This is a genomic window from Moraxella caprae DSM 19149, from assembly GCF_000426885.1.
Taxonomy (GTDB): domain Bacteria; phylum Pseudomonadota; class Gammaproteobacteria; order Pseudomonadales; family Moraxellaceae; genus Moraxella; species Moraxella caprae.
Genome location: NZ_AUGF01000005.1, coordinates 1 through 22,022, shown reverse-complemented (window position 1 = coordinate 22,022; position 22,022 = coordinate 1). Strand labels below are relative to the sequence as shown.

Here is a 22,022-nt window from a genome sequence, read left to right as displayed (position 1 = left end):
GCGATGTGTATCATCACAGCCCATTTTGGCTAAGTACGCTCTCGCCTGCTTGCTTGATGTCGTCCACGGTAAGATTTCGCTTACCGCTCAAATCCTGTCGCCATTTTCTTGCTCCTGTCAAGCCTTGAAATAACCCCAAATAATGCCGTGTCAAGGTTGCCAAATTCGCCCCTTGCTCGGCTCGTTTTTCAAGATAAGGATAGAGATTTTCTAGGATTTCACGGTGCGTTGGGATAGCCTCGCCCCACAGCTCATTGCACGCCCCCATGAGCATGGGATTGTGATAAAACGCCCGTCCTATCATCACGCCGTCCACATGGGTTAGGTGGGTTTTGATGTCATCAAGATTGTCCACACCGCCATTGATTTCTATAAACAGATGGGGAAATTCTGTTTTTAGGCGGTAAATATCATCATAGCGTAGGGGCGGGATTTCTCGGTTTTCTTTGGGGGATAAGCCGTTGAGCCATGCGATACGAGCATGAGCGATAAAGTGCGTACACCCAGCGTCCGCCACCGTCCCTACAAAATCACGCATAAACTCATAACTGTCAAACGTGTCAATGCCAATACGGTGCTTGACGGTAACGGGCTTATCCGTACTGTCTTTCATTGCACGCACCATATCCGCCACCAGTTTTGGCTCTGCCATAAGGCATGCCCCGATTTTGTTGTGCTGAACACGGTCGGACGGACAGCCCACGTTGATGTTAAATTCATCATAACCCATCTTATCGGCAATCTGTACGCATTGTGCCATATCGTTAGGATTTGACCCACCAAGCTGTAATACCACAGGATGCTCGCTGTTATCATATCGCAAAATATACTCGGTATCTCCCTTTAAAATGGCACTCGTGCTTATCATATCGGTGTACAAATGTATGTATCGGTTAAAGAGCCGTGCAAAATAGCGAAAATCGGCTGTCGTCCAATCTATCATGGGTGCAAGGCTAATGCGTTTATTATCTTTAAAATCAATCATTTGGTAAAATCTTGTGGTTGTATTAGGCAGATGGTTCACGGCTGTTTTATGCATTTATGGTTTTAGGGTATGGGTTTGAATAACCAATGTAACGCCAAATCATCTCGTTTGGGTTTGCCATTATTGCCATCATCAGGAAAAGGCATGCTCTCGCCCGTGAGCTGATAACCACGCCGTTCATAGTAGGCGAGCAGTTCGGGGCGGTGCGATAGGATGGACATGGCACAGCCGTCTAAGGCGTGGCGTGTGGCGTGTCGCCCTGCAAAGGTTTCGACCGCTGTCAGCAGGGTGTTGCCCACGCCTTTGCCTTGGAGTTCGGGCGAGACGGCAAAGGTGCCGATGTAGGCGACATTTTTGTCGTGCATGGTGGTAAACTGCACTCCGATACATGCCAAGATTTGCTTGTCATTGTCAAGCTCTGGCTCAAACACGAAGACATACGACCCATCGGCGGTGATGGTCTTTTCTATCTCGGCTAAGGTGGTGCGAATACCACCGATGAGCTGACTTTCGTTTGTCCAGCCTTCATCGTTACGATAACAGCGGTTTAGGAGCGTGACCAAAGCTTGAGCGTCGCTGATGTCGGCTTGGCGTAGGCGAATGTCATCGGTGCGGATGGTTGGGGCAGATGTGGTCATGATATGTCCTTGGTGTGTTGGTGTTATGGCAATGAGTGTCGCCGATAGGGCAGGCGTGGCGTTAGCGTAATTTTTCCATGTTGCCCAGATGGGTCAGCAGGATGTCGCTGAGCTTGTCCGACAGCTCGGAGCGGACGGCTTTTTTGTCATCATAACGCCCGTCCAGACTGCTATAATGCGGATAGGCACGAGCTTTTTTAAGCGGCGTGGGGAGCTTGCCTGCTTGCCACACCAGCGTGTCATGATGATGAGTGCTGATGATGTCAAGGCTAGCATGCCCTAGGTGGCGTAAGGTGTAATGCAGGTTTTGGCTTTGGATGGCGAGCAGGGCAAGCGTCTCATTGTTGATGGTCAGGGTCTTAACGCCCATCGCTTTGTCCTTAATGGTACCGCTGTTAGGCAGCAGTCCACCAAGCACGCCCCCGATGGCGGTGCCTAACCCCAGACTTGCCCCAAGGGTCGCCACGTCAATGCCTGCCCCAACTATCATGCCTGCCATGCTACCACTGGCGGTGCGAATGCCATAACGGGCAAGCAGTTCACTGTCAAAAATATCCTGCTCGGCACCTGTGACGGCAAACTCGCCATGCTCGGTCTGTACATGATAAAATTTATACAAATCCAACAGCTTTTGTTGCATGATGTCAAAGGCTTGACGGGTGGCGTGTTGCATGGTAGTGAGAGTGGGCGTGGGGTCGTCATCTTCCCCGATTTTTTTGTGAAAACTTGCCACATTAACGAGAAAATCAGCAATCACCAAACTGCCCATCTCCGCCATGTCTTGCCATAGTTCGGTACGTTCGTGCTTCAAGGTGGCAAAGGCAGGATGATGAGTGAGCGTGCCTAGGTTGTCCCATAACGCCATCTCGCTGGCAAAGTCAAAAGCGATGGTATCAAAGGGCTGATAAGCATGCAACGCCCGCCGTGTTAGGGTCTCACGCCAGTCATCGAGGTTTGCCCGCTCATCTTTGATGAAGTTAAATACAGGCAACACAGGCACGCCCGAGCTTGCCAAAATCGCCAGTTCATCTTTGTATTTGGACAGCACAGGCTCACGCACGTCTACGACATAAATGGCGACATCGGCAGAGAGTAGGGCGTTAATGACTTTGGCTTCTTGACTATAATCATCGCTCAGTTTGGGGTCACTGCTTGCAACCGCTCTTAGAAAGGCTTGCAACCGCTCCACGCCATCAGCTCGCCCGTCGGTGTGTTCATGCAAAAAATCCATCACACCCGAGCCATCTTCTAAGCCGGGGGTGTCACATAGGGCAACCAAGGGCTTACCATCGTTGGCATAGAGCGTGACAGCTTCGACATGGCGAGTGGTGGCGGATGCATTTTTGACTTCGCCAAATTCACCATCTCGGAGCAAGGTTCGCATGAGTGATGTTTTGCCGACATTGGTGTGTCCGATGACGATGAGTTTGATGGGCGTGGCAGGTTGGTGTGACATAATGAACGGTCGTGATAAATTGGCTTTTATTATAAAATAAATGGCAAAAGAATGATAGTCAGATGATGACTGATGGCAATTTACTTTTAATAAAAGACTACAAATGTATGCTGTTTTTTATGAAAAAATATGTTAAACTAGGCAAATAAATTTGTAACTAAATTTTTCAAACACAACATAATACATAAGGCAAAAGCGGAGTATCTATGACCATTTGCATCACCGCCACAGGGCTACACATTCCCAAAGACAAAATCACCAACGAAGAGTTGGTAACGGCATTTAACACTTATGTGGATAACTATAATGAAGCCCACGCCCAAGCCATTGAATCTGGCGAAAAGACGGCTTTACAGCATTCTACCGTGGAATTCATCGAAAAAGCGTCAGGCATCAAATCTCGCTATGTCATTGATAAGAAAGGTATTTTAGACCCGAACATCATGGCACCGATTTTCCCTGCTCGCAAACTTGGTGAGGAGCTGTCTATCATGGCAGAGATGGGGACGGACGCACTCAATCAAGCCTTAGCTAATGCTGGCTTAGAAGGCAAAGATTTGGACGGGATTATCTGTGCTTGCTCCAACTTTCAGCGTGTCTATCCTGCCATTGCCATTGAGATTCAGCATGCCGTGGGTATGGTGGGCGGTTTTGCCTTTGATACCAACGTGGCGTGTAGTGCGGCGACTTTTGGTATCGCCCAAGCGGTCGGTATGATAAAAGGCGGTGTCGCCAAACGCATTGCCGTGGTCAATGTCGAGATTACGTCCGCTCATCTCAACTGGCGTAACCGTGATAGTCATTTCATCTTTGGCGATGTGGCAGCGGCGACTATTATCGAAGAGACCGACACACCAAAAGGCTATGAAGTGCTAGATAGCAAGCTGTGGACAGAGTTTTCAACCAACATCAAAAACGAATTTGGCTTTATGGACAGAAGTGAATTTTTGCACGCCAAAACGTCCATGTATCCTGATCTAGACGAGCCTGTTACCGATAAATTATTCTTACAAGAAGGGCGTAAAGTATTCCGTGAAGTCTGCCCCAAAGTGTCCGAGATTATCAGCACGCATTTGGCAGAAAACAACATCAGCACCGATAAAGTCAAAAAACTGTGGCTACACCAAGCCAACATTAACATGATTGATTTGATTTTACGCACCGTGATGGGTAAAGATGCGGACAAATCGATTGCTCCGATTGTCATTGATGAGTTTGGTAATACCAGTTCGGCAAGTCCGATGATTGCCTTTCATCGTTGTCAAGACGGCATTGCCAGCGGTGATTTGGCGGTGATTTGCTCGTTTGGGGCGGGATATTCTATCGGTTCGGTGATTGTTAAGAAGGTGTGATAAAAATCATTGACCATTGATATAATAAAAAGAGCGGATGATTTTCGCTCTTTTTATTGTTATTAAAATTTATAAAATTAAAGATTTTTTAATAATTCCCCAACTTGTTTTATTCTATTTTCCAAATTTCCCGAAATGGCGTGATAAGTTAATTGGCGGTTTTCTAATTCTTTAATAATCGTTTGTCGCATTTGCTGTCGCCCATTGGGTAAATCTCTCATGCCATCATCTATCCATGTAATGCCAATCTCATCGGTAACTAAAATTAAATCATATTGGTTATTTAAATTATCCAAAATAATATCAGGCGTTTTATTAAAATAGTGCTGACTATAAATATGTAGTAGTAATAATGATGTATCTATAAAACAATAGCGATGGGCAGTGGCAACCGCATGCTTCTCACTGTCCATTTGTCCTTGTGCGATGGGCGTTAAATCATCAAAGGTGCAGACATAGCCTGTTGGCTTTTGTTCTAGGTAGGTACGCAGGTATTCGGGCGTGTAAGTGGTGTTGTATTTGTCCGCTAGGGCGTGGGCGAGCGTGGATTTGCCAGTGCATTCGGCACCGATAAGCAGGATTTTCTTGACGGTCATTTTGGGCATTATGATTTGATGGATAAATAGGCTATTATAGCGTGCCATTTGCTTTTTGGCGAATATTTTTATAAAATGGCGGTTTTATTTGACATTAGCCATATTATGACACACACCGCCTTTACGCACGATGATTACCACGCCCAATTATCCGCCAAAATTGACCGCATTAGCACCCAATTCGCTCCGTTTAATCCGCCTGCCTTAGAAGTCTATGAATCGCCGATAAGCCATTTTCGCCAGCGTGCCGAATTTAGAATTTGGCATACCGAGCGAGACGGGGCGGACGATATGTTTTATGCGATGTTTGAGCGAGACGGCAAATCAAAAAAGGTGATTGAAATTACCGATTTTGCTATTGCCAGTCGTGCTATCAACGAGCTGATGCCTGTTTTATTAAATGAATTAAAACAAAACAGCTTATTAAAAGATAAACTATTTCAAATTGATTTTTTAAATACCTTGCATGGGCAAATGCTCGTTACGCTCATTTATCATAAAAAATTAGATGAAAACTGGCAAGCATTGGCAAATTCATTGGCGGATAAATTGAGTATAAAACTCATTGGGCGAAGTCGTGGACAAAAATTGGTATTAGATGATGATTTTGTCATTGAAAAAATGAGCGTGGACATTAAAGGACAGTCCCAAGATTTTTATTATCAACAAATAGAAGGCGGATTTAGCCAGCCCAATGCTTATGTGTGCCGTCATATGCTAAACTTTGCCTGTGATGTGGCGGATAATATTAGCCAACATGATAAAAAAGATTTGTTAGAATTATATTGTGGTAATGGTAATTTTACCTTGCCGTTATCTAGGTATTTTAATCAAGTTCTGGCAACCGAAATGGCAAAATCATCGGTTAATTCTGCCAAATGGGCGATTGATTATAATAATATCTCCAATATCGCCATAGCTCGCTTATCTGCCCAAGAATTTAGCCAAGCTCATAATGGCGAGCGTGAATTTAGAAGACTTGCCGAGAGTGATATTGATATTAAATCTTATGACTTCAATACTGTCTTTGTCGACCCGCCCCGAGCAGGGATTGATGATGAAACTTTAAAGATTTTGGCAAATTTTGATAATATCATTTATATTTCATGCAACCCCGATACTTTATTTGAAAACTTGCAATTTTTAAATCATACCCACGAAATAAAACGCTTTGCCTTATTTGACCAATTTCCCTATACGCACCATATAGAAAGTGGGGTTTGGCTTAGTAAAAAATAAAGCTCAAAAAGTATAAAAGCGGATAAAAATTTTATCCGCTTTTTATTGTGTTACTCAATCACAAGACTGGGCAAATTATTCACGATATTCATGCTCTCAATACTTACCGTTATGACACGAAGTAATAACTCTAAGGGATAACGAGCATTATTCATCGTCTCTATTGCCCAATCATTGGCATTATTGGTGATGCCACTGGTTTTATCGGTTTTAATGGACTGGCGTTCCATTACCCATTCTACCCCTGATTTGCCATTGACGATATAATCATAGGCTTGTAATGGAATGTTACTTACAGTAAAATTATCATTATAAATAATCACTGTTTTGTCATCTTCATTTTTGCCTGTTTTGGTATTTTTACGCTTACCAAATTTCATTTTACTCACATAAAAATCATCATCGCTACCACCAATAATTTTATCATCAGAAATATAAATACCGCCTTGTAATTTCACATCACCATACATTGCCACACTTTCATAATTTAAATGCAAATCTGCCAATGCTCGTCCTGCCTGTTCAAATGCCAAAAGTCATCTAGCGATTTGACTCGTGGAATGCGTGGTAATTGCTTAGACAGATTATCGGCATAGCGTTCACGATAATCGGTGCTATGGAGTAAGCCATAGATATAATAAAAAATCTGTTCTTTATTTAATTCTGCATTGTAATAGGAAGAAAAATGCGTTAATGCGTCATCAGAAATGGCGGATTTTTGGGTATAATTGCCATTTTTGTCATTTTCATAGAGATATAAGGGGTAACATTTTGTATCGCCAATCAAATGATAGTCTGGTATTGAATTTGTTATAATCACTGAAAAATATTTTTTATTAGCCAATGCCAAACAAATAACCAAGTTATTGCAAGATGAATTTGGGTAAATTTTATTATTTAAAGTTCTTTCTATCCAAAATTTATCAAAATAAATAAACTGAATAGAGAAAGGTCTGTATAATGATTTTGTTATAAAGTTTTGGTTGAGTTCCGATTTTAAATTTCTTTTAATGTATTTTTTTGTATTATCACTCCAACTGATTTTCTTTTCGTCTAAGTTTAAATTGTATTGTCCATTATTGGAAATCCAGTTTTCTCGCTCTAAATTGTAAAAATCAATACAAGACTGCATTTGTTGCAATAAATTATTTCTTGAGCTATTATAAACCCACTTATCACGACTGCTTGCAACCCCATTAGAGTAATCTAAAAATACATTTAACTCATCAGAGCCAGTCATTGAAATGTAATTATTAAAGTTAGTATCACGATGATTAAGCCAGTCATTAAATTCATCAGGAATTATGGTTTGCCAATTTTTAATACCATCAATAGACTTAAATTCACTAATGATATTCAATTTTTCATCACGGGTTAAATAGTCCCCAATATTATAGAAATTTATTTTTCCATTTGTTGGGTAATTTTTATTTTTTACCAAAATAGATATGGCAACTGGTTCTTTGATTGAACCTTTATTTTTATCATCACTTCCAAATACATTGTCTTTTTCTTTTCTTCTTAATTCGCCAGATGTGTTCGCATTGCCACGCAAATGAAAAATATATAGACTGCTACATTCATCAGCTAAAACTTTTCTTAATCCGCTAAACAGCTGACTTTCAATAAATCCAGCACTGGTAACAAAACCAATGATGCCGTTATCACCTATTCTATCATTTGCCCAACGAATTTCACGGATATAGCTATTGTAGTACCCCTTTTTTAAAGTGCTGTTTGAGTGTTTGATATAGGTATTTTCAATTCTATTATCTAAGAAGGGATATTTAAAGTTTTCAATATTATCATTTGCACTTTTTTTGCCAACAGAATAAGGCGGATTGCCCATAATCACAGTAATGTCCAATGCTTTTTGGCGTTTTTGGCGTTCGCTGTTGTCGCTTAATGTAATTAAGTCATTTTCATACATCGCAAAAGTGTCCGCCAGACAAATGCCATTAAAGGGTTTATAATCATCAATAATTAAACTGTGATACACACTTTCTATATTAATGGTAGCAATATAATAGGCGAGCAGTAGCATTTCATTGGCGTGGATTTCTTGATATTTTTTGGGTAGGTTTTTATTATCAATAATGCCACTTTGTAATAGCCGTGTGATAAAAGTACCTGTGCCTGTAAATGGGTCAATGATTTGTACGCCCTGATTATTTAGACTTGAATTAAATTCGGTTTTTAAAATATGTTCTATGGAATGTATGATAAAATCCACCACTTCTATGGGTGTATAAACAATGCCCATTTTTTCAGAGAGTTTTGGGAATGCTGTACGAAAGAAATTATCATAAAGTTCTTTGATGATTCTTTGGCGGTGGGCAGGCTCTTTAATACCACTAACCCGAATGGCGATGGCGTGATAAAACTCATTTAATTCTTTGGTTTCTTTATCAGAAATGTTGGTTAATGCTAGGGCATTGATGACTTTATCCAATGCCACAGACATTGGATTTTTTTTGGTAAATTCTGGGTCATCAAATAATGCATCAAAAATTGGCTTGGTAATAAGATGTTGGGCGAGCATTTCTATTGCATCATTATCGGTGGTTGCGGTATTTAAATCATTTTTAAGCTGTTCTACAAATTCATTAAAGGCTTTGATTTGAATAACATTGTCTTTGTTTTCTAATATTGCTTTAATTCTATCGCTGTGAGTGCCCGCAATTTCGGCGACATTTTTTGCCCATTCTTGCCAGTGCATGCGATTACCGCATTTTTTGACGATTTTGGCAATTAATGCCCGTTCAATATCGCTGACATTAAAATCCAATTCACCTTGTACTGCTGGCTTATTCTCTTTTTGACCAATGGTGGATTTGCCACGAGTGGTTTTTTTATTGCTTGTGGATTTTTTGCTAATATTATTGGTAACATCAATAATTTCAATTTTATCTTTACTTGCTCCAAATTCTAATTTATTGAGCATTGCATCAAATCTATCATCGTGTGAACGCAAGGCGTTTAACACTTCCCACACCACTTTATAATTTTCGTTATTATCAAGAGCGGTTTCAGGCTCTACGCCAGCAGGAATGACAATCGGCAATATCACATAGCCCCGTTTTTTGCCTTCGGCTTTTCTCATTACTCGTCCTACCGATTGCACCACATCAATCTGTGAATTACGAGCGGACAAAAATAACACAGCGTCCAATGCAGGCACATCAACGCCTTCGGATAGACAACGGACATTAGAAAGTATTCGGCAGGTATTGTCTGGGGTGTTTTCTTTTAGCCAGTTGATTTTATTTGCCTTTTGGCTGGCGTTCATTGAGCCGTCTATATGGTTGGATTCACAGTTTAATTGCAATGATGGGTTTAATATTATTTCATCTGTTTTAGATTTTTCTTTTAGCAGTTTGATTTCTTGGGCTTGATAAGCACTCACCACTTCATTAAACATACCACTAATGGCTTTTGAACTGACTTTATGTTTGCCTGTATATTTGTCAATCACTTGACAAAAGGCAACCGCTCGTTTCATTGGGTTATAATCATCGGCTAATTCTGTTTCTACACCATATTTTGATAAGGCTTTCCAACAGCCGATGATTTTGGCGACATCATCAACTTTATATTCGTTTTTATCATCATTTAATAATTTTTCTAATCGGCGGTTAATATGACTTTCGGATATGGCTAATACCAAAACTTTATAATCTACCAACAAATCTTGATTGACCGCACTGCTAAAACTGATGGTATGAAAAATTTTGCCATAATATTCTTCATTATCCATAGAATAAATGGCTTCTACACCTTCAACATTTTTGGCTTTATCGCTATATATTCTTGGGGTGGCGGTCATATACAGGCGTTTTTGTGCTTTAATAAAGTCATTATGATGAATTTTGACAAAATGGCTTTCGTCATTATTTTCAAAAGTTGCCCCTGTGGTGCGATGGGCTTCATCACAAATAATCAAATCAAATTCTTTTAAGCCTAATTGTTGGGCTTGATGAATAACTTCAATGGAATGATAGGTGCTAAAAATAACCGTCATTCCCATATCATTATCTTTGAGGTTGATTAATTTTTCGGCTAATTTTTGGGCGTTGGTGGTGGCAGGGTATTGTAGTTCGTGTAATTGGGTTTGTAACACATCATCGTTTTTTTGTTTACCGACATCGCCGTCCGAACACACCGCATAGGCATAAATAGGTATATCAGATTGCTGTGTCCATTCGCTCAAAGATTGGGATAATAAGGATAGGCTTGGCACACAAAAAAGCACCAATTTGCCAGCCCCAGCCAGATTTTCGGCGATTTTTAGGGAAGTAAAAGTTTTGCCTGTGCCACACGCCATAATGAGCTTGCCACGATTGGCATTAAGAAAACCTTTGGTAACATCAGCTAGGGCTTGTTGTTGGTGGGGGCGTAGCGATTTTTTGGCGTGGAGAATGGGCGTGCGGTTGGGGGTGTATTTTGCCCAGTCAATGACGCTGTTTTCAAGGTCGCTACGGCTGATGATATTGACGGGGATTTTTTGATTTTCAAGGGAATTTTGGGCGTTTGCTGTCCAATGATCAGTTGTGGTGATGATAAGGCGGTGGCTAAAATCTGTCTTGCCAGATGCGGTAAAAAAGCTGTCAATGTCAGATTTGGCAATGTGATAATCGGCAGAATAATTTTTGCATTGAATGGCGGTCAATGTGCTGTCCTTGCCAATGGCGACAAGGTCTATTCCTGTATCAGTTTTGGGGAAATCGGGTTTGTGCTGGCTTACCCATTTGGTAAAGGGAAGTACGGTATCATAAAGGGTTTTGTAATGATTTTCGGTGCTAAGATAATCAATGCACAAGCGTTCAAAATAAGTGCCTTTTTCACGCTGAGTGTGAGAAAGTGCTTGATATTGCTCTAAAATGTCCGATAATGTGGTTGGTTGGTTGGTTGGTTGGTCATTTTGCAGTCCTACTGTATATATATCAAGAAAATTTTTTCATTTTAACAGATTTTTAGTGATAAAAGAAAGGGGGTTGCGATTGATAAAATTGCCAATAAATTGGTAAAACTTAATGCAAAAATTTTAAAAATATGGCAAAATAGCCTGTTTTAAAAGAATTAAATCATCATCATGAAAGAATCCCTACGCCACCGCCTAGACCAAATGGCGGACAGATTTGAAGAAGTTACCGCCTTGTTGTCCGACCCTGACACCATTTCTGACAGCAAAAAATTCCGTGCCTTGTCGGTGGAGCATAGCGAATTGTCCGAGCTTGTGGATGCTTGGGGGAAGTTTTGCCAAGCCGAAGAAGATTTGGCGACCGCAAACGAAATGCTTGCCGACCCTGACATGAAAGAGCTGGCACAAGATGAGATTGAAACGGCAAAATCCAAAATTGACGAATTGACCGAAATTCTCAACGTCATGATGCTCCCCAAAGACCCCAACGACAAGGCGACCGCCTTTTTGGAAATCCGAGCAGGTACAGGCGGAGACGAAGCGGCGATATTTAGTGGCGATTTGTTCCGTATGTACCAAAAATACGCCCAATCACAAGGCTGGCAAGTGGAAGTGTTATCGGCAAGCGATGGCGAACATGGGGGCTACAAAGAAATCATCACCCGAGTGTCGGGCGTGGGCGTGTACGGACGACTCAAATTTGAAAGTGGGGCTCATCGGGTGCAACGTGTGCCAGAGACCGAAAGCCAAGGGCGGGTGCATACGTCCGCTTGCACGGTTGCGATTATGCCTGAGATTGAACTTGATGATACGGTGGAGATTAACCCTGCCGATTTGCGGATTGATACTTATCGTTCAAGCGGGGCGGGCGGTCAGCATGTCAACACCACCGATTCTGCGGTGCGAATTACCCACATTCCCACAGGCGTGGTGGCCGAGTGCCAACAAGAACGCTCGCAGCACGCCAACAAAGACAAGGCGATGAAAATGCTGGTTGCCAAAATCCAACAAGCCAAAGTCCAAGCTCAAATTGACCAAACCAGCGATATGAGACGCAATCTTGTCGGTTCTGGCGACCGCAGTGAGCGCATTCGCACTTATAATTTTCCACAAGGGCGAATGACCGACCACCGTATCAATTTAACGCTGTATAAATTGGACGCAATTATGGAAGGGGATTTGGGTGAATTGCTTGATAGTTTGTTAAGAGAGCATCAAGCGGATTTGATGGCAAGTGTGGGTGGGGAGTAAATTAGGAGATAATTATGGCAAAATTTTTAAACACCAGTGGTACGACTTATCATTTAGAAGAGTTGATTAAAAAAGCAACGGACAGATTGGTGCTAATCAGTCCTTATTTGCAATTTAATGAACGCATTAAGGAATTATTGGAAGATAAAAACCGCTTAAAAATTGATATTCGTATTGTTTATGGCAAAAGTGAATTATCGCCACAAGAGATAAATTGGCTTAAAGAATTGACTTTTGTCAGAACGAGTTTTTGTAAAAACTTACACGCCAAATGTTATTTGAATGAACATGAGTGTATTATCACCAGTCTAAATTTATATGAATTTAGCCAAGTCAATAATAATGAAATGGGCGTGCTTATCAATAAAAATGATGATGGTCAGTTATATGCGGATACTTATGATGAAGTGCAACGTATTATTAGAATTAGTGAAGAAGTGAGATTGTCAGCAGATACTGAAAAATCTACCACTTATCAAGAAAAACCAAAAACCGAAAGTCATTCCAAACCAAGAAATTACGATAAAATCACAACCGCCAAACTTGCTGAGAAATTTGGCATTGATAGCAATGAATTTACCAAACTACTTGCTGAAAATGGCTATATTGAATTAAAGGGTAAAAAAACCTTTTTAACCGATAAAGGTCGTGAAGTCGGTGGAGAAGTTAAAAAAGGTCAATATGGATATTTTATTGTTTGGTCGGTGGATTTAGAAATTTCTTTTGATGATGAAAAAACAAGTTTTGCCGATAAGTTAAAAAACTTATTTAAACGCTAATTTTTATTTAATTTAATTGATATTAAGGCTTTTATTATGTCAAACCAACCCCAAACTCCCGATACTCAAATCAGCGAAAATGATTTAATTGCTCAACGACTTGCCAAATTGCAAGAATTGCAAACAAAAGCCCAAGCCAATGGTAAAACTGCTTATCCAAATACCTTTAAGCGTGAGGATTATGCCCAAGATTTGCAAGAAAAATTCGCTAATGTGGATAAAGAAACCATTGAAAATGGCGAAAAAGTCTATGCATCTGTGGCAGGACGAGTGATGCTAAATCGTGGCTCGTTTATTGTTATTCAAGACATGACAGGGCGGATTCAGCTTTATGTGGATAGAAAAGGCTTGCCTGCCGAGACCTTGGAGCTGATTAAATCACTAGATTTGGGCGATATTATTGCGGGTGGTGGCTATATTGGTCGTTCTGGTAAAGGCGATTTATATGTTCATTTAGAACACTTTGAATTATTGACCAAATCACTGCGTCCACTCCCTGATAAGTTTCACGGTTTGACCGATACCGAAGTCAAATACCGTCAGCGTTATTTGGATTTAATGGTGAACGAAGAAACCCGTAAAACTTTTGAAATTCGCTCAAAAGTGGTGGCGGGCATTCGTGAATATCTTACCAATGAACGCTATATGGAAGTGGAAACACCAATGATGCATATTATCCCAGGGGGTGCGTCAGCAAAACCGTTTGTTACCCATCATAATGCCTTGGATATGGAGCTGTATTTGCGTATTGCCCCTGAGCTTTATTTAAAACGCTTGGTGGTTGGCGGTTTTGAGCGGGTATTTGAAATTAACCGTAATTTTAGAAATGAAGGGGTTTCTACTCGTCATAATCCTGAATTTACGATGATTGAATTTTATCAAGCCTATGCCGATTATAAAGATTTAATGGCACTCACCGAAAATATGCTTGAAAAATTGGCAGTGGATATTTTGGGAACAACCGATGTGCCGTATGGCGAAGAGACTTTTAGTTTTAAAGCTCCTTTTGCCAAAATTCCAATGAGTGAAGCGATTTTACAATATAATCCAAATCTAACTTTGGACAATATCAACTCCCAAGAGTTTTTGGCGGAGTTTGTTAAAAATACTTTAAAAATCGAGGTCAAACCGTCTTTTGGTTTGGGTAAATTACAAACGATTGTCTTTGAAGAAACGGTAGAAACCAAACTTCGCCAGCCGACTTTTATCATCGAATACCCAGCAGAAACTTCGCCCCTTGCTCGCCGTAATGATGACAATCCGCATATTACTGACCGTTTTGAATTCTTTATTGGCGGACGAGAACTCGCCAATGGCTTTTCAGAATTAAATGACCCGATTGACCAAGCCGAACGCTTTAAACAGCAGGTTGCCGAAAAAGACGCAGGCGATGATGAAGCAATGCACTATGATGCTGATTTTATTGAGGCGCTCGAATATGGTTTGCCACCAACCGCAGGTGAAGGGATTGGTATTGACCGCCTTGTGATGTTATTTGCCAATGCCCCAAGCATTCGTGATGTGATTTTATTCCCGCATATGCGACATAAATAATAGTCAATAAAAATAACCCTGTTTTTTATAAAATGGGGTTATTTAAAAAGAAGTTATTATGTAAGAAATCCCCAAACTTATTTTACTTATCCTAAAATCACTTGTATATGCCATACAAATTACTGGTGAATTTTGTTTGTCTTGCGGTCAATTTATCAACAATCGCTATGCAATTTGGTGGGTAATTGGCATTATCCTAACCATTGTGATAAGTTGTATAATACTGTTTTGGGGAAATTAAATGGCGATTGGTATTATAGCATTTATTTTGGCGGTTGTTTATGTCATTATCGAATGTTTGACACACGCTGACGACCCAATCTTTAATACTCGTTATTGGAAATGGTATCTCGTCATTTGTGTGATTGCTACCATTATTGCCATTGGGTTTTATCATAAAGAATTTTTGGCAATATTGTCATAATGTTGTTGATTTAATATTTTATAACATGGTGCGTAATACGCACCTTACAGCCATTTTTAAATCAATGAAGGGATAAAAATGGACGAATTTTTAAAAGGTTTATTTGCCATTTTTCGTTTTAGTGCTCATTAGACTTCCTGCAAAACTAGGTTTTCCGTTCGTCCTGAGCTTGTTGATGGGTGGCGGAAAACCGTTATGGTTCGACAAGCTCACCACGAACGGTTTTCCTCATTTTTGGGTTTTGCAGGAAGTCTATTGTTGGTTTAAAATATGGCTTTATTTAAAATTAGATCAACTTTGGTATAAACATACCAAATGGTTCATATTTTTTATTGTGTTATTTTTACTATTGGTCATTTACTTAATTGCAAATTCTTAATCTTTTTTTAGATAAGGTGGTTACCTATGGGAAGTTTTATTTTTTTAGAGATTTTTACCATTGTGTGTTTGGTGTCTATCATCACCACTTTATTTAATAAACGTATTTTGGGAATGCCCCAAGCCATTGGCGTGCCGATTGTTTCTGCGGTATTGGTCTTTATTTTACAATGGTCAGCGACATTATTGGCAGGCAACCAATTTATTAATATCAATATTCACGCCATTGAAGAAGCTGTCCGCCAAATCAATTTTTATGATTTTTTAATTAATGGGGTGATTTGTTTTATCTTAACTGCCTCCGCCCTTAAATTTAAAATGGCGGATTTAAGAACTTATTGGAAACCCATTGGGATTTTGGCAAGTTTGGCACTACTGTTTTGTGCTTTTGTTTTTGGTGGATTGTTATTTAGCTATCAATTCATCACAGGTCATCATGTTCCTTTAATTGTTTTATTGTTGTTGGGTTCAGCACTTGGAGCAACCGACCCGATTGGCATTAAAGGTGTATTAAGCTCCATTAAAGCCCCCAATCATTTGATGATTAAATTAGAGGGCGAGTCGTTATTTAATGATGCCATGTGTATTGCGGTATTTATGACGATTTTAAAGGTGATTCAAGGGGTGAATTTAATTTATTGCACGTTGCTGAGCATTTGGCCTTTGAAATTATCGTGGCGGTCATTATTGGTTTTGCTTTTGGTAAAATGGCGTTGTATTTATTAAAAGGCAAAAACGAAATGGAGTCTTTGATATTGACCACTGCCGTGTTAGCCTCAGGCTCTTATTTGGTGGCACTCTATGCTCATGCGTCTGCACCGATTGCTTGTGTGATTGGTGGTTTGATGGTGGGCGATAAATGGCAAGAGATTTTGGCTCATAAAGATGTAGAAGAAATTAACCATTTTTGGCACACCATTGAAGGGATTATTAATTCCTTTTTATTTACTTTAATTGGACTTGAATTATTTATTTTGGATTTGAATGCTCATATCATCATTGGCGGTATTTTTGCTTTTGTGATTTTGCATTTGGCACGCTTTTTGGCAAATTATTTGGCATTTTCGTTTTTTCCTAGTGTGCGTAAAAATGCCTATAAAGGCAGTTTGGAGATTTTGTCATGGGGCGGGGTGCGTGGTGGCATTTCGCTTGCCCTGATTTTGGCGGTTGCCAACGTCCCACAATTAAAAGAATACACCAATGTGTTGATTGGTTATACCTTTATCGTGGTGCTTTTGTCAGGGGTGGTGTGTGGTTTGGGATTGCCTGCGGTGATTAATGCCTTTTATTATAATCCCAATGAGCCAAGCGAAGGGTTTGCAGGCTGGTATCAACGCCTAATGCATAAAATCATGAACCGCTCTGATAGATTGTATGTGCTTAATGAAGATAAATCTGGCAATCAAACCATTAGCCTATATGAGCCTACGCCAGAGGAATTGGAGGAATTGCCTAAGTTTGACGACACCAAGCACGAAACGCAAGCGACACTCAATGACCCCAATCGTTTTTGATGTTAAAATGATGGGTCATTATAAGACAATTAAGGAGATTTTATGTTTCACTTTACCCATGCACAAACCCCATTAAAAGATGCCATTACCGCCGCTTATCGCTTGGACGAGACGGTGGCAGTACGAAATTTGGCAAGTACGCTTGACTTTACCCAAACCCAAAGAGACGATATTCAGTCGCTTGCCCGTTCGCTCATCACTCAGGTGCGTGCCGACCGCTCCAAATCATCGGGCGTGGATGCTCTTATGCATGAGTTTTCGTTATCCAGCGAAGAAGGCATTGCTCTTATGTGCCTTGCTGAAGCCCTGCTACGCATTCCTGATAACGCCACCAGAGATAAGCTCATTCGTGATAAGCTCGCCGATGGGGATTGGCGACGTCATGTCGGTAATAGCCCATCCATGTTTGTCAATGCTGCTGCTTGGGGGCTGGTCTTGACGGGCAAGCTGACCACGGACGTGTCGGATGACTCGATGGGTTCATCTTTGACCCGTGTCTTACAAAAAGGTGGCGAACCCTTTATTCGTGGTGGCGTGAACTATGCCATGAAACTCCTTGGCAAGCAGTTTGTGACAGGGCAGACGATAGAAGAAGCCCTTACTAATGGTAAAGAGCGTGAACGTCTGGGCTATCGTTTTAGCTTTGACATGCTTGGTGAAGCTGCCATGACACAGGCGGATGCTGACCGTTATTTTAATGACTATGTCAGTGCCATTCATGCCATTGGCAAAGATGCTAAAGGGCGTGGGGTTTATGATGGTAATGGCATCTCAGTCAAGCTGTCCGCCATTCATCCCAGATATTTTCGCTCACAGCGTAAGCGTGTGATGAGTGAGCTATTGCCTAGGTTGAAGGCATTGTTTTTGCTTGCCAAAGAGCATGACGTCGGGCTAAACATCGATGCCGAAGAAGCTCATCGCTTGGAGCTGTCGCTTGAACTCATGGAAGCCTTGGTGTCTGACCCTGATTTGGCAGGTTTTCGTGGCATTGGCTTTGTGGTGCAAGCCTACCAAAAACGCTGTCCTTTTGTCATTGATTATCTCATTGACTTAGCTCGTCGCCATAACCAAAAACTCATGATTCGCCTTGTCAAAGGAGCGTATTGGGACAGTGAGATTAAATGGGCTCAGGTGGATGGCATGGACGGCTATCCTGTCTATACCCGCAAAGTCCACACAGATGTGTCTTATTTGGCATGTGCCAAAAAACTACTGTCCGCCCAAGATGCCATATTCCCCCAATTTGCCACGCATAACGCCCAAACGCTGGCAACCATCTATGAGATGGGTAAGGAGCTTGATTTTGAATTTCAATGCTTACACGGCATGGGCGAGACGTTATATGACCAAGTGGTCGGCGATAAACTTGGTCGCCGTGTGCGAATCTATGCCCCTGTCGGCACACACAAGACCCTGCTCGCCTATCTGGTACGCCGTCTTTTGGAAAATGGGGCGAACTCATCATTTGTCAATCGTATCGTGGATGAGAAAGTCAGTATTGATGAGTTGGTCATCTCGCCTTTAGATGAGATTGATGTCGGTAACATCACACCAAACCCACTCACACCAAACCCACGCCATATTTATGGCGAACGCAAAAATTCATGGGGCATGGATTTATCTAACGAGCATGTCCTATCCCAGCTCCAAGATGACATGACCATGGCAAGTGGCATTGACTTTAACGTTAGCTCCTTGACCCATCATGATGTCGCCCATATACCTGCCTTTGCCGTGCTAAATCCTGCCAATCACACCGATGTGGTCGGACAAGTAGCATTTATTAACCCAAATCAGGTGTCAGACGTGGTTGGAGTTGCCATCAATGCCCAACACTCATGGCAAAACGTCTCGCCAAAACAGCGTGCTGACATGATACGAGCCTTTGCCGATTTGATGGAAGAGCCCAAACGTATGGCACTGCTTATGATGGTGGCGGTGCGTGAAGCAGGCAAAACCCTGCTCAATGCCATTGCCGAAGTGCGTGAAGCGGTGGATTTTTGCCGTTATTATGCCGATGAATGCGAACGGCTAAACCTAAGCACGCCACTAGGTGCGGTGGTGGCGATTAGCCCGTGGAATTTTCCCCTAGCGATTTTTGTTGGCGAAGTGGTCTCTGCCTTGTGTGCAGGCAATACGGTTGTTGCCAAACCTGCCGAACAGACGTCCATCATCGCTCACTTGGCGGTGTCATGGCTACATGAAGCAGGTATCCCAACTGATGTGTTACAACTGGTGCTGGGTGCTGGGGATGTGGGTGGTGTTTTGACAGCGGACGAGCGTATTGATGGCGTGATTTTCACAGGTTCAACAGACGTCGCCAAACGCATTAATACTTTGCTTGCCAAACGCTCTGACAATCCTGTACTCATCGCTGAGACAGGGGGCATGAACGCCATGATTGTGGATTCTACCGCCCTGCCTGAGCAGGTGTGTGCCGATGTATTGGCATCTGCCTTTGACTCAGCAGGTCAGCGTTGCTCTGCTTTGCGTATCCTATGCATCCAAGAAGACATCGCCGAGCCCATGATTGAGATGATAAAAGGGGCGATGGATGAGCTTGTCGTGTCAGACCCACGCCTGCTTAGCACAGATGTCGGGCCTGTGATTGACAGCGAAGCCCAAGCGAATCTGCTAGACCATATCAATACCCTAAAACAAACCAGCGATTATCATGAAGTGCGTGTTACAGATGGCGAGCAAGGCACCTTTGTTGCTCCGATTTTATTTGAACTAAAAGACCTATCACAGCTTAAAAAGGAGGTCTTTGGACCTGTGCTACACGTTGTCCGTTATAAAGCCCATGAACTTGATGACGTGATAGACAGCATTAACAAAAAAGGCTATGCTCTAACACACGGCATTCACAGCCGTATCGATGGCACGATAGAGCATATCACAAATCGCATACAAGCAGGTAACGTCTACATCAACCGCAACATCGTCGGGGCGGTGGTGGGCGTCCAACCCTTTGGCGGTCATGGCTTATCGGGTACAGGACCCAAGGCAGGCGGGTGCTTTTATCTGCAACGCCTAAGCCGTCTGGACAGTTGGGACATACCGACCCTTGATAAGCCTGCCACGACTTATGATAACAATGTAGCTCGTGTCATGGACGTTGCTCGGTCGGTAGGCGTCAATCTAGACAGCACCATCAAGCATGCTTATCAAACGGCACTCAATCACGCCCAAACCACCCTAACAGGACCAACAGGCGAGACCAACACCCTATCATGGCATGCCCCACGCTCGGTGGCTTTGACAAATGGCACGCCAGACAAGGCTCTGGCAGTGCTTGCTGTGCTTGCCCTAAATGGCACCAAGGCGCACGTTACCCCAAGCCATGAGCTTGCCCCTTACGCTGATAAGCTGGCAGATGTGCTTGACGTCATGGAGCAACAAGGCGTGGATAAAAACACCATCATCGTGGCGTTGTCCGACCTACCGACTTCTGAAAAAGTGCGACTGTCAGAGCTGGACGGGGCGATTCGTCGTGTGATGGACGCCACAGATGGCTTTGACATGACACGTCTGTATCATGAAGTTAGCCAAAGTTATAACACCACAGCGGCAGGGGGTAACGCCAGTCTGATGGCAAGTGCCTAATCTAAAATCGGTATTCTAAACGGACAAAATGCGGTATAATGGCACAAATTTATACCGCTCATTTGCCAATCTGTCATGTCCGAATACCAAGTTTTAGCACGCAAATACCGTCCCAAAAATTTTAGCGAATTATTGGGGCAAGCCCACGTCTCCCAAGCCCTATCGCACGCCATTGATACAGGGCGATTGCACCACGCTTATCTGTTTACAGGCACTCGTGGCGTGGGCAAGACGACCATTGCACGGATTTTGGCAAAGTGCCTCAACTGCGAAACAGGCATAACAAGCACGCCCTGCGGTGTGTGCGATACTTGCGTGAGCGTGGATACTGGGCGGTTTATTGATTTGATTGAGATTGATGCGGCAAGTCGCACCAAAGTAGAAGACACTCGGGATTTGCTAGAAAATGTCCCCTACGCTCCCACGCAGGGGCGGTACAAAGTGTATCTCATTGACGAGGTGCATATGCTCTCCACGCATTCGTTTAACGCCCTATTAAAAACACTAGAAGAACCGCCCCAGCACGTCAAATTTATCCTAGCGACCACCGACCCTCAAAAGCTCCCTATTACCATTGTCTCTCGCTGTTTGCAATTTGTGCTTCGTCCGATGTCGCAAGAATTGCTCCACGCCCATTTAGCCAAAATCCTACACGCTGAGAACATCGCACACGATGACACCGCCCTGTGGCAACTGGCTCAGTCCGCCAAAGGCTCGGTGCGTGATGCCTTATCCTTGACCGACCAAGCCATTGCGTTTGGTGGGGGACAAGTCGGGGCGAATACCGTCATGGAGATGCTCGGGCTTGTGGATAGCCTTGATGTGCTGGATTTGGTGCGTGATATTTATCACGATGACCGTTCGGGCGTGGCTCGTCATATTGCCCGAATGCGTGAACAAATGGTGGACGCTACCGCTTTGCTTGACCGCCTTGTAGACAGCTTTCATGCAATGGCGCTGGTGCAGATTTTGCCTGACATGCCCCTTGATATGAACGATGAGCAAAAACAGGCGTTTTATCATCTTGCCCACACCTTGCCTGCCGATGTCATACAGCTTTATTATGAGATTAGCATCAAGGCACGAGACAGCGTTCGCCTTGCCAGTACGCCCATGCAGGCGTTGGAAATGGGGATTTTGCGACTGCTTGCGTTTCGTCCGCTTGCTGGTGATGAAGTTATTTATCAAGAACCCAAAGCAATTTTAAATCAACAAACAGATAACTGCGTTAATCAAAGTTTAAATGATGAAAGTTTAAATGATGAAAGTTTAAATGATGAAAGTTTAAATGATGAAAGTTTAAATGATGAAAGTTTAAATGATGAAAGT

Annotated in this window: 12 protein-coding genes and 2 pseudogenes; 9 read left to right on the top strand and 5 right to left on the bottom strand. The window is 42.4% G+C overall.

Annotated elements, in window-relative coordinates:
- Positions 1–13: 13 nt before the first annotated feature.
- The 3 genes from dusA to K941_RS0101480 all read right to left on the bottom strand — a co-directional run bounded on the left by dusA (position 14) and on the right by K941_RS0101480 (position 3,079).
- The gene (gene dusA, locus K941_RS0101490; protein ID WP_029102213.1) at positions 14–985 is read right to left on the bottom strand and encodes a tRNA dihydrouridine(20/20a) synthase DusA; all 972 of its coding nucleotides are present in this window, start codon (positions 983–985) and stop codon (positions 14–16) included.
- Positions 986–1,047: 62 nt separating this feature from the next.
- On the bottom strand, positions 1,048–1,623 hold the full coding sequence (locus tag K941_RS0101485) for a GNAT family N-acetyltransferase (RefSeq protein ID WP_036387203.1): 576 nt from the start codon (positions 1,621–1,623) through the stop codon (positions 1,048–1,050).
- Positions 1,624–1,684: 61 nt separating this feature from the next.
- Positions 1,685–3,079: a DUF3482 domain-containing protein gene (locus tag K941_RS0101480; RefSeq protein ID WP_029102211.1), complete on the bottom strand. Its 1,395-nt coding sequence runs from the start codon at positions 3,077–3,079 to the stop codon at positions 1,685–1,687.
- Between the two features lie 206 nt (positions 3,080–3,285).
- Between K941_RS0101480 and K941_RS0101475 the strand changes: the two genes are divergently transcribed.
- Positions 3,286–4,431, top strand: coding sequence for a beta-ketoacyl-ACP synthase III (locus K941_RS0101475; RefSeq protein WP_029102210.1), 1,146 nt, complete (start codon positions 3,286–3,288; stop codon positions 4,429–4,431).
- A gap of 77 nt (positions 4,432–4,508) precedes the next feature.
- Here K941_RS0101475 and K941_RS0101470 read toward each other — a convergent pair whose 3' ends face one another.
- The gene (locus tag K941_RS0101470; protein WP_167539576.1) at positions 4,509–5,027 is read right to left on the bottom strand and encodes an AAA family ATPase; all 519 of its coding nucleotides are present in this window, start codon (positions 5,025–5,027) and stop codon (positions 4,509–4,511) included.
- A 105-nt stretch (positions 5,028–5,132) separates the two neighbouring features.
- Between K941_RS0101470 and trmA the strand changes: the two genes are divergently transcribed.
- Positions 5,133–6,266 carry a tRNA (uridine(54)-C5)-methyltransferase TrmA gene (gene trmA, locus K941_RS0101465; protein WP_029102208.1) on the top strand — a complete coding sequence of 378 codons (1,134 nt, stop codon included), beginning with the start codon at positions 5,133–5,135 and terminating at the stop codon, positions 6,264–6,266.
- 50 nt (positions 6,267–6,316) lie between these two features.
- On the opposite strand, the pseudogene K941_RS16290 reads toward trmA, so the two are convergent.
- A pseudogene (locus K941_RS16290) lies at positions 6,317–11,085 on the bottom strand (DEAD/DEAH box helicase).
- 273 nt (positions 11,086–11,358) lie between these two features.
- On the opposite strand from K941_RS16290, the gene prfA reads away from it, so the two are divergent.
- The 7 genes and pseudogenes from prfA to dnaX form a co-directional block, all read left to right on the top strand.
- Positions 11,359–12,438 carry a peptide chain release factor 1 gene (gene prfA, locus K941_RS0101455; RefSeq protein ID WP_029102207.1) on the top strand — a complete coding sequence of 360 codons (1,080 nt, stop codon included), beginning with the start codon at positions 11,359–11,361 and terminating at the stop codon, positions 12,436–12,438.
- Positions 12,439–12,452: 14 nt separating this feature from the next.
- Positions 12,453–13,217 (top strand): phospholipase D family protein, encoded by a 765-nt coding sequence (locus K941_RS0101450; RefSeq protein ID WP_029102206.1) that lies wholly within the window; start codon positions 12,453–12,455, stop codon positions 13,215–13,217.
- A 36-nt stretch (positions 13,218–13,253) separates the two neighbouring features.
- Positions 13,254–14,771: a lysine--tRNA ligase gene (lysS, locus tag K941_RS0101445; protein WP_036387200.1), complete on the top strand. Its 1,518-nt coding sequence runs from the start codon at positions 13,254–13,256 to the stop codon at positions 14,769–14,771.
- Positions 14,772–15,012: 241 nt separating this feature from the next.
- Positions 15,013–15,195, top strand: coding sequence for a hypothetical protein (locus K941_RS0101440; protein WP_029102204.1), 183 nt, complete (start codon positions 15,013–15,015; stop codon positions 15,193–15,195).
- 405 nt (positions 15,196–15,600) lie between these two features.
- Positions 15,601–17,087 (top strand): annotated as a pseudogene (locus K941_RS14340) (cation:proton antiporter).
- A gap of 42 nt (positions 17,088–17,129) precedes the next feature.
- Complete coding sequence (putA, locus tag K941_RS0101425) at positions 17,130–20,693, top strand: bifunctional proline dehydrogenase/L-glutamate gamma-semialdehyde dehydrogenase PutA (protein ID WP_029102202.1); 3,564 nt, start codon at positions 17,130–17,132, stop codon at positions 20,691–20,693.
- Positions 20,694–20,768: 75 nt separating this feature from the next.
- Positions 20,769–22,022: DNA polymerase III subunit gamma/tau (gene dnaX / locus K941_RS0101420; RefSeq protein WP_156892286.1), on the top strand; the 1,254-nt coding region annotated here is incomplete at its 3' end.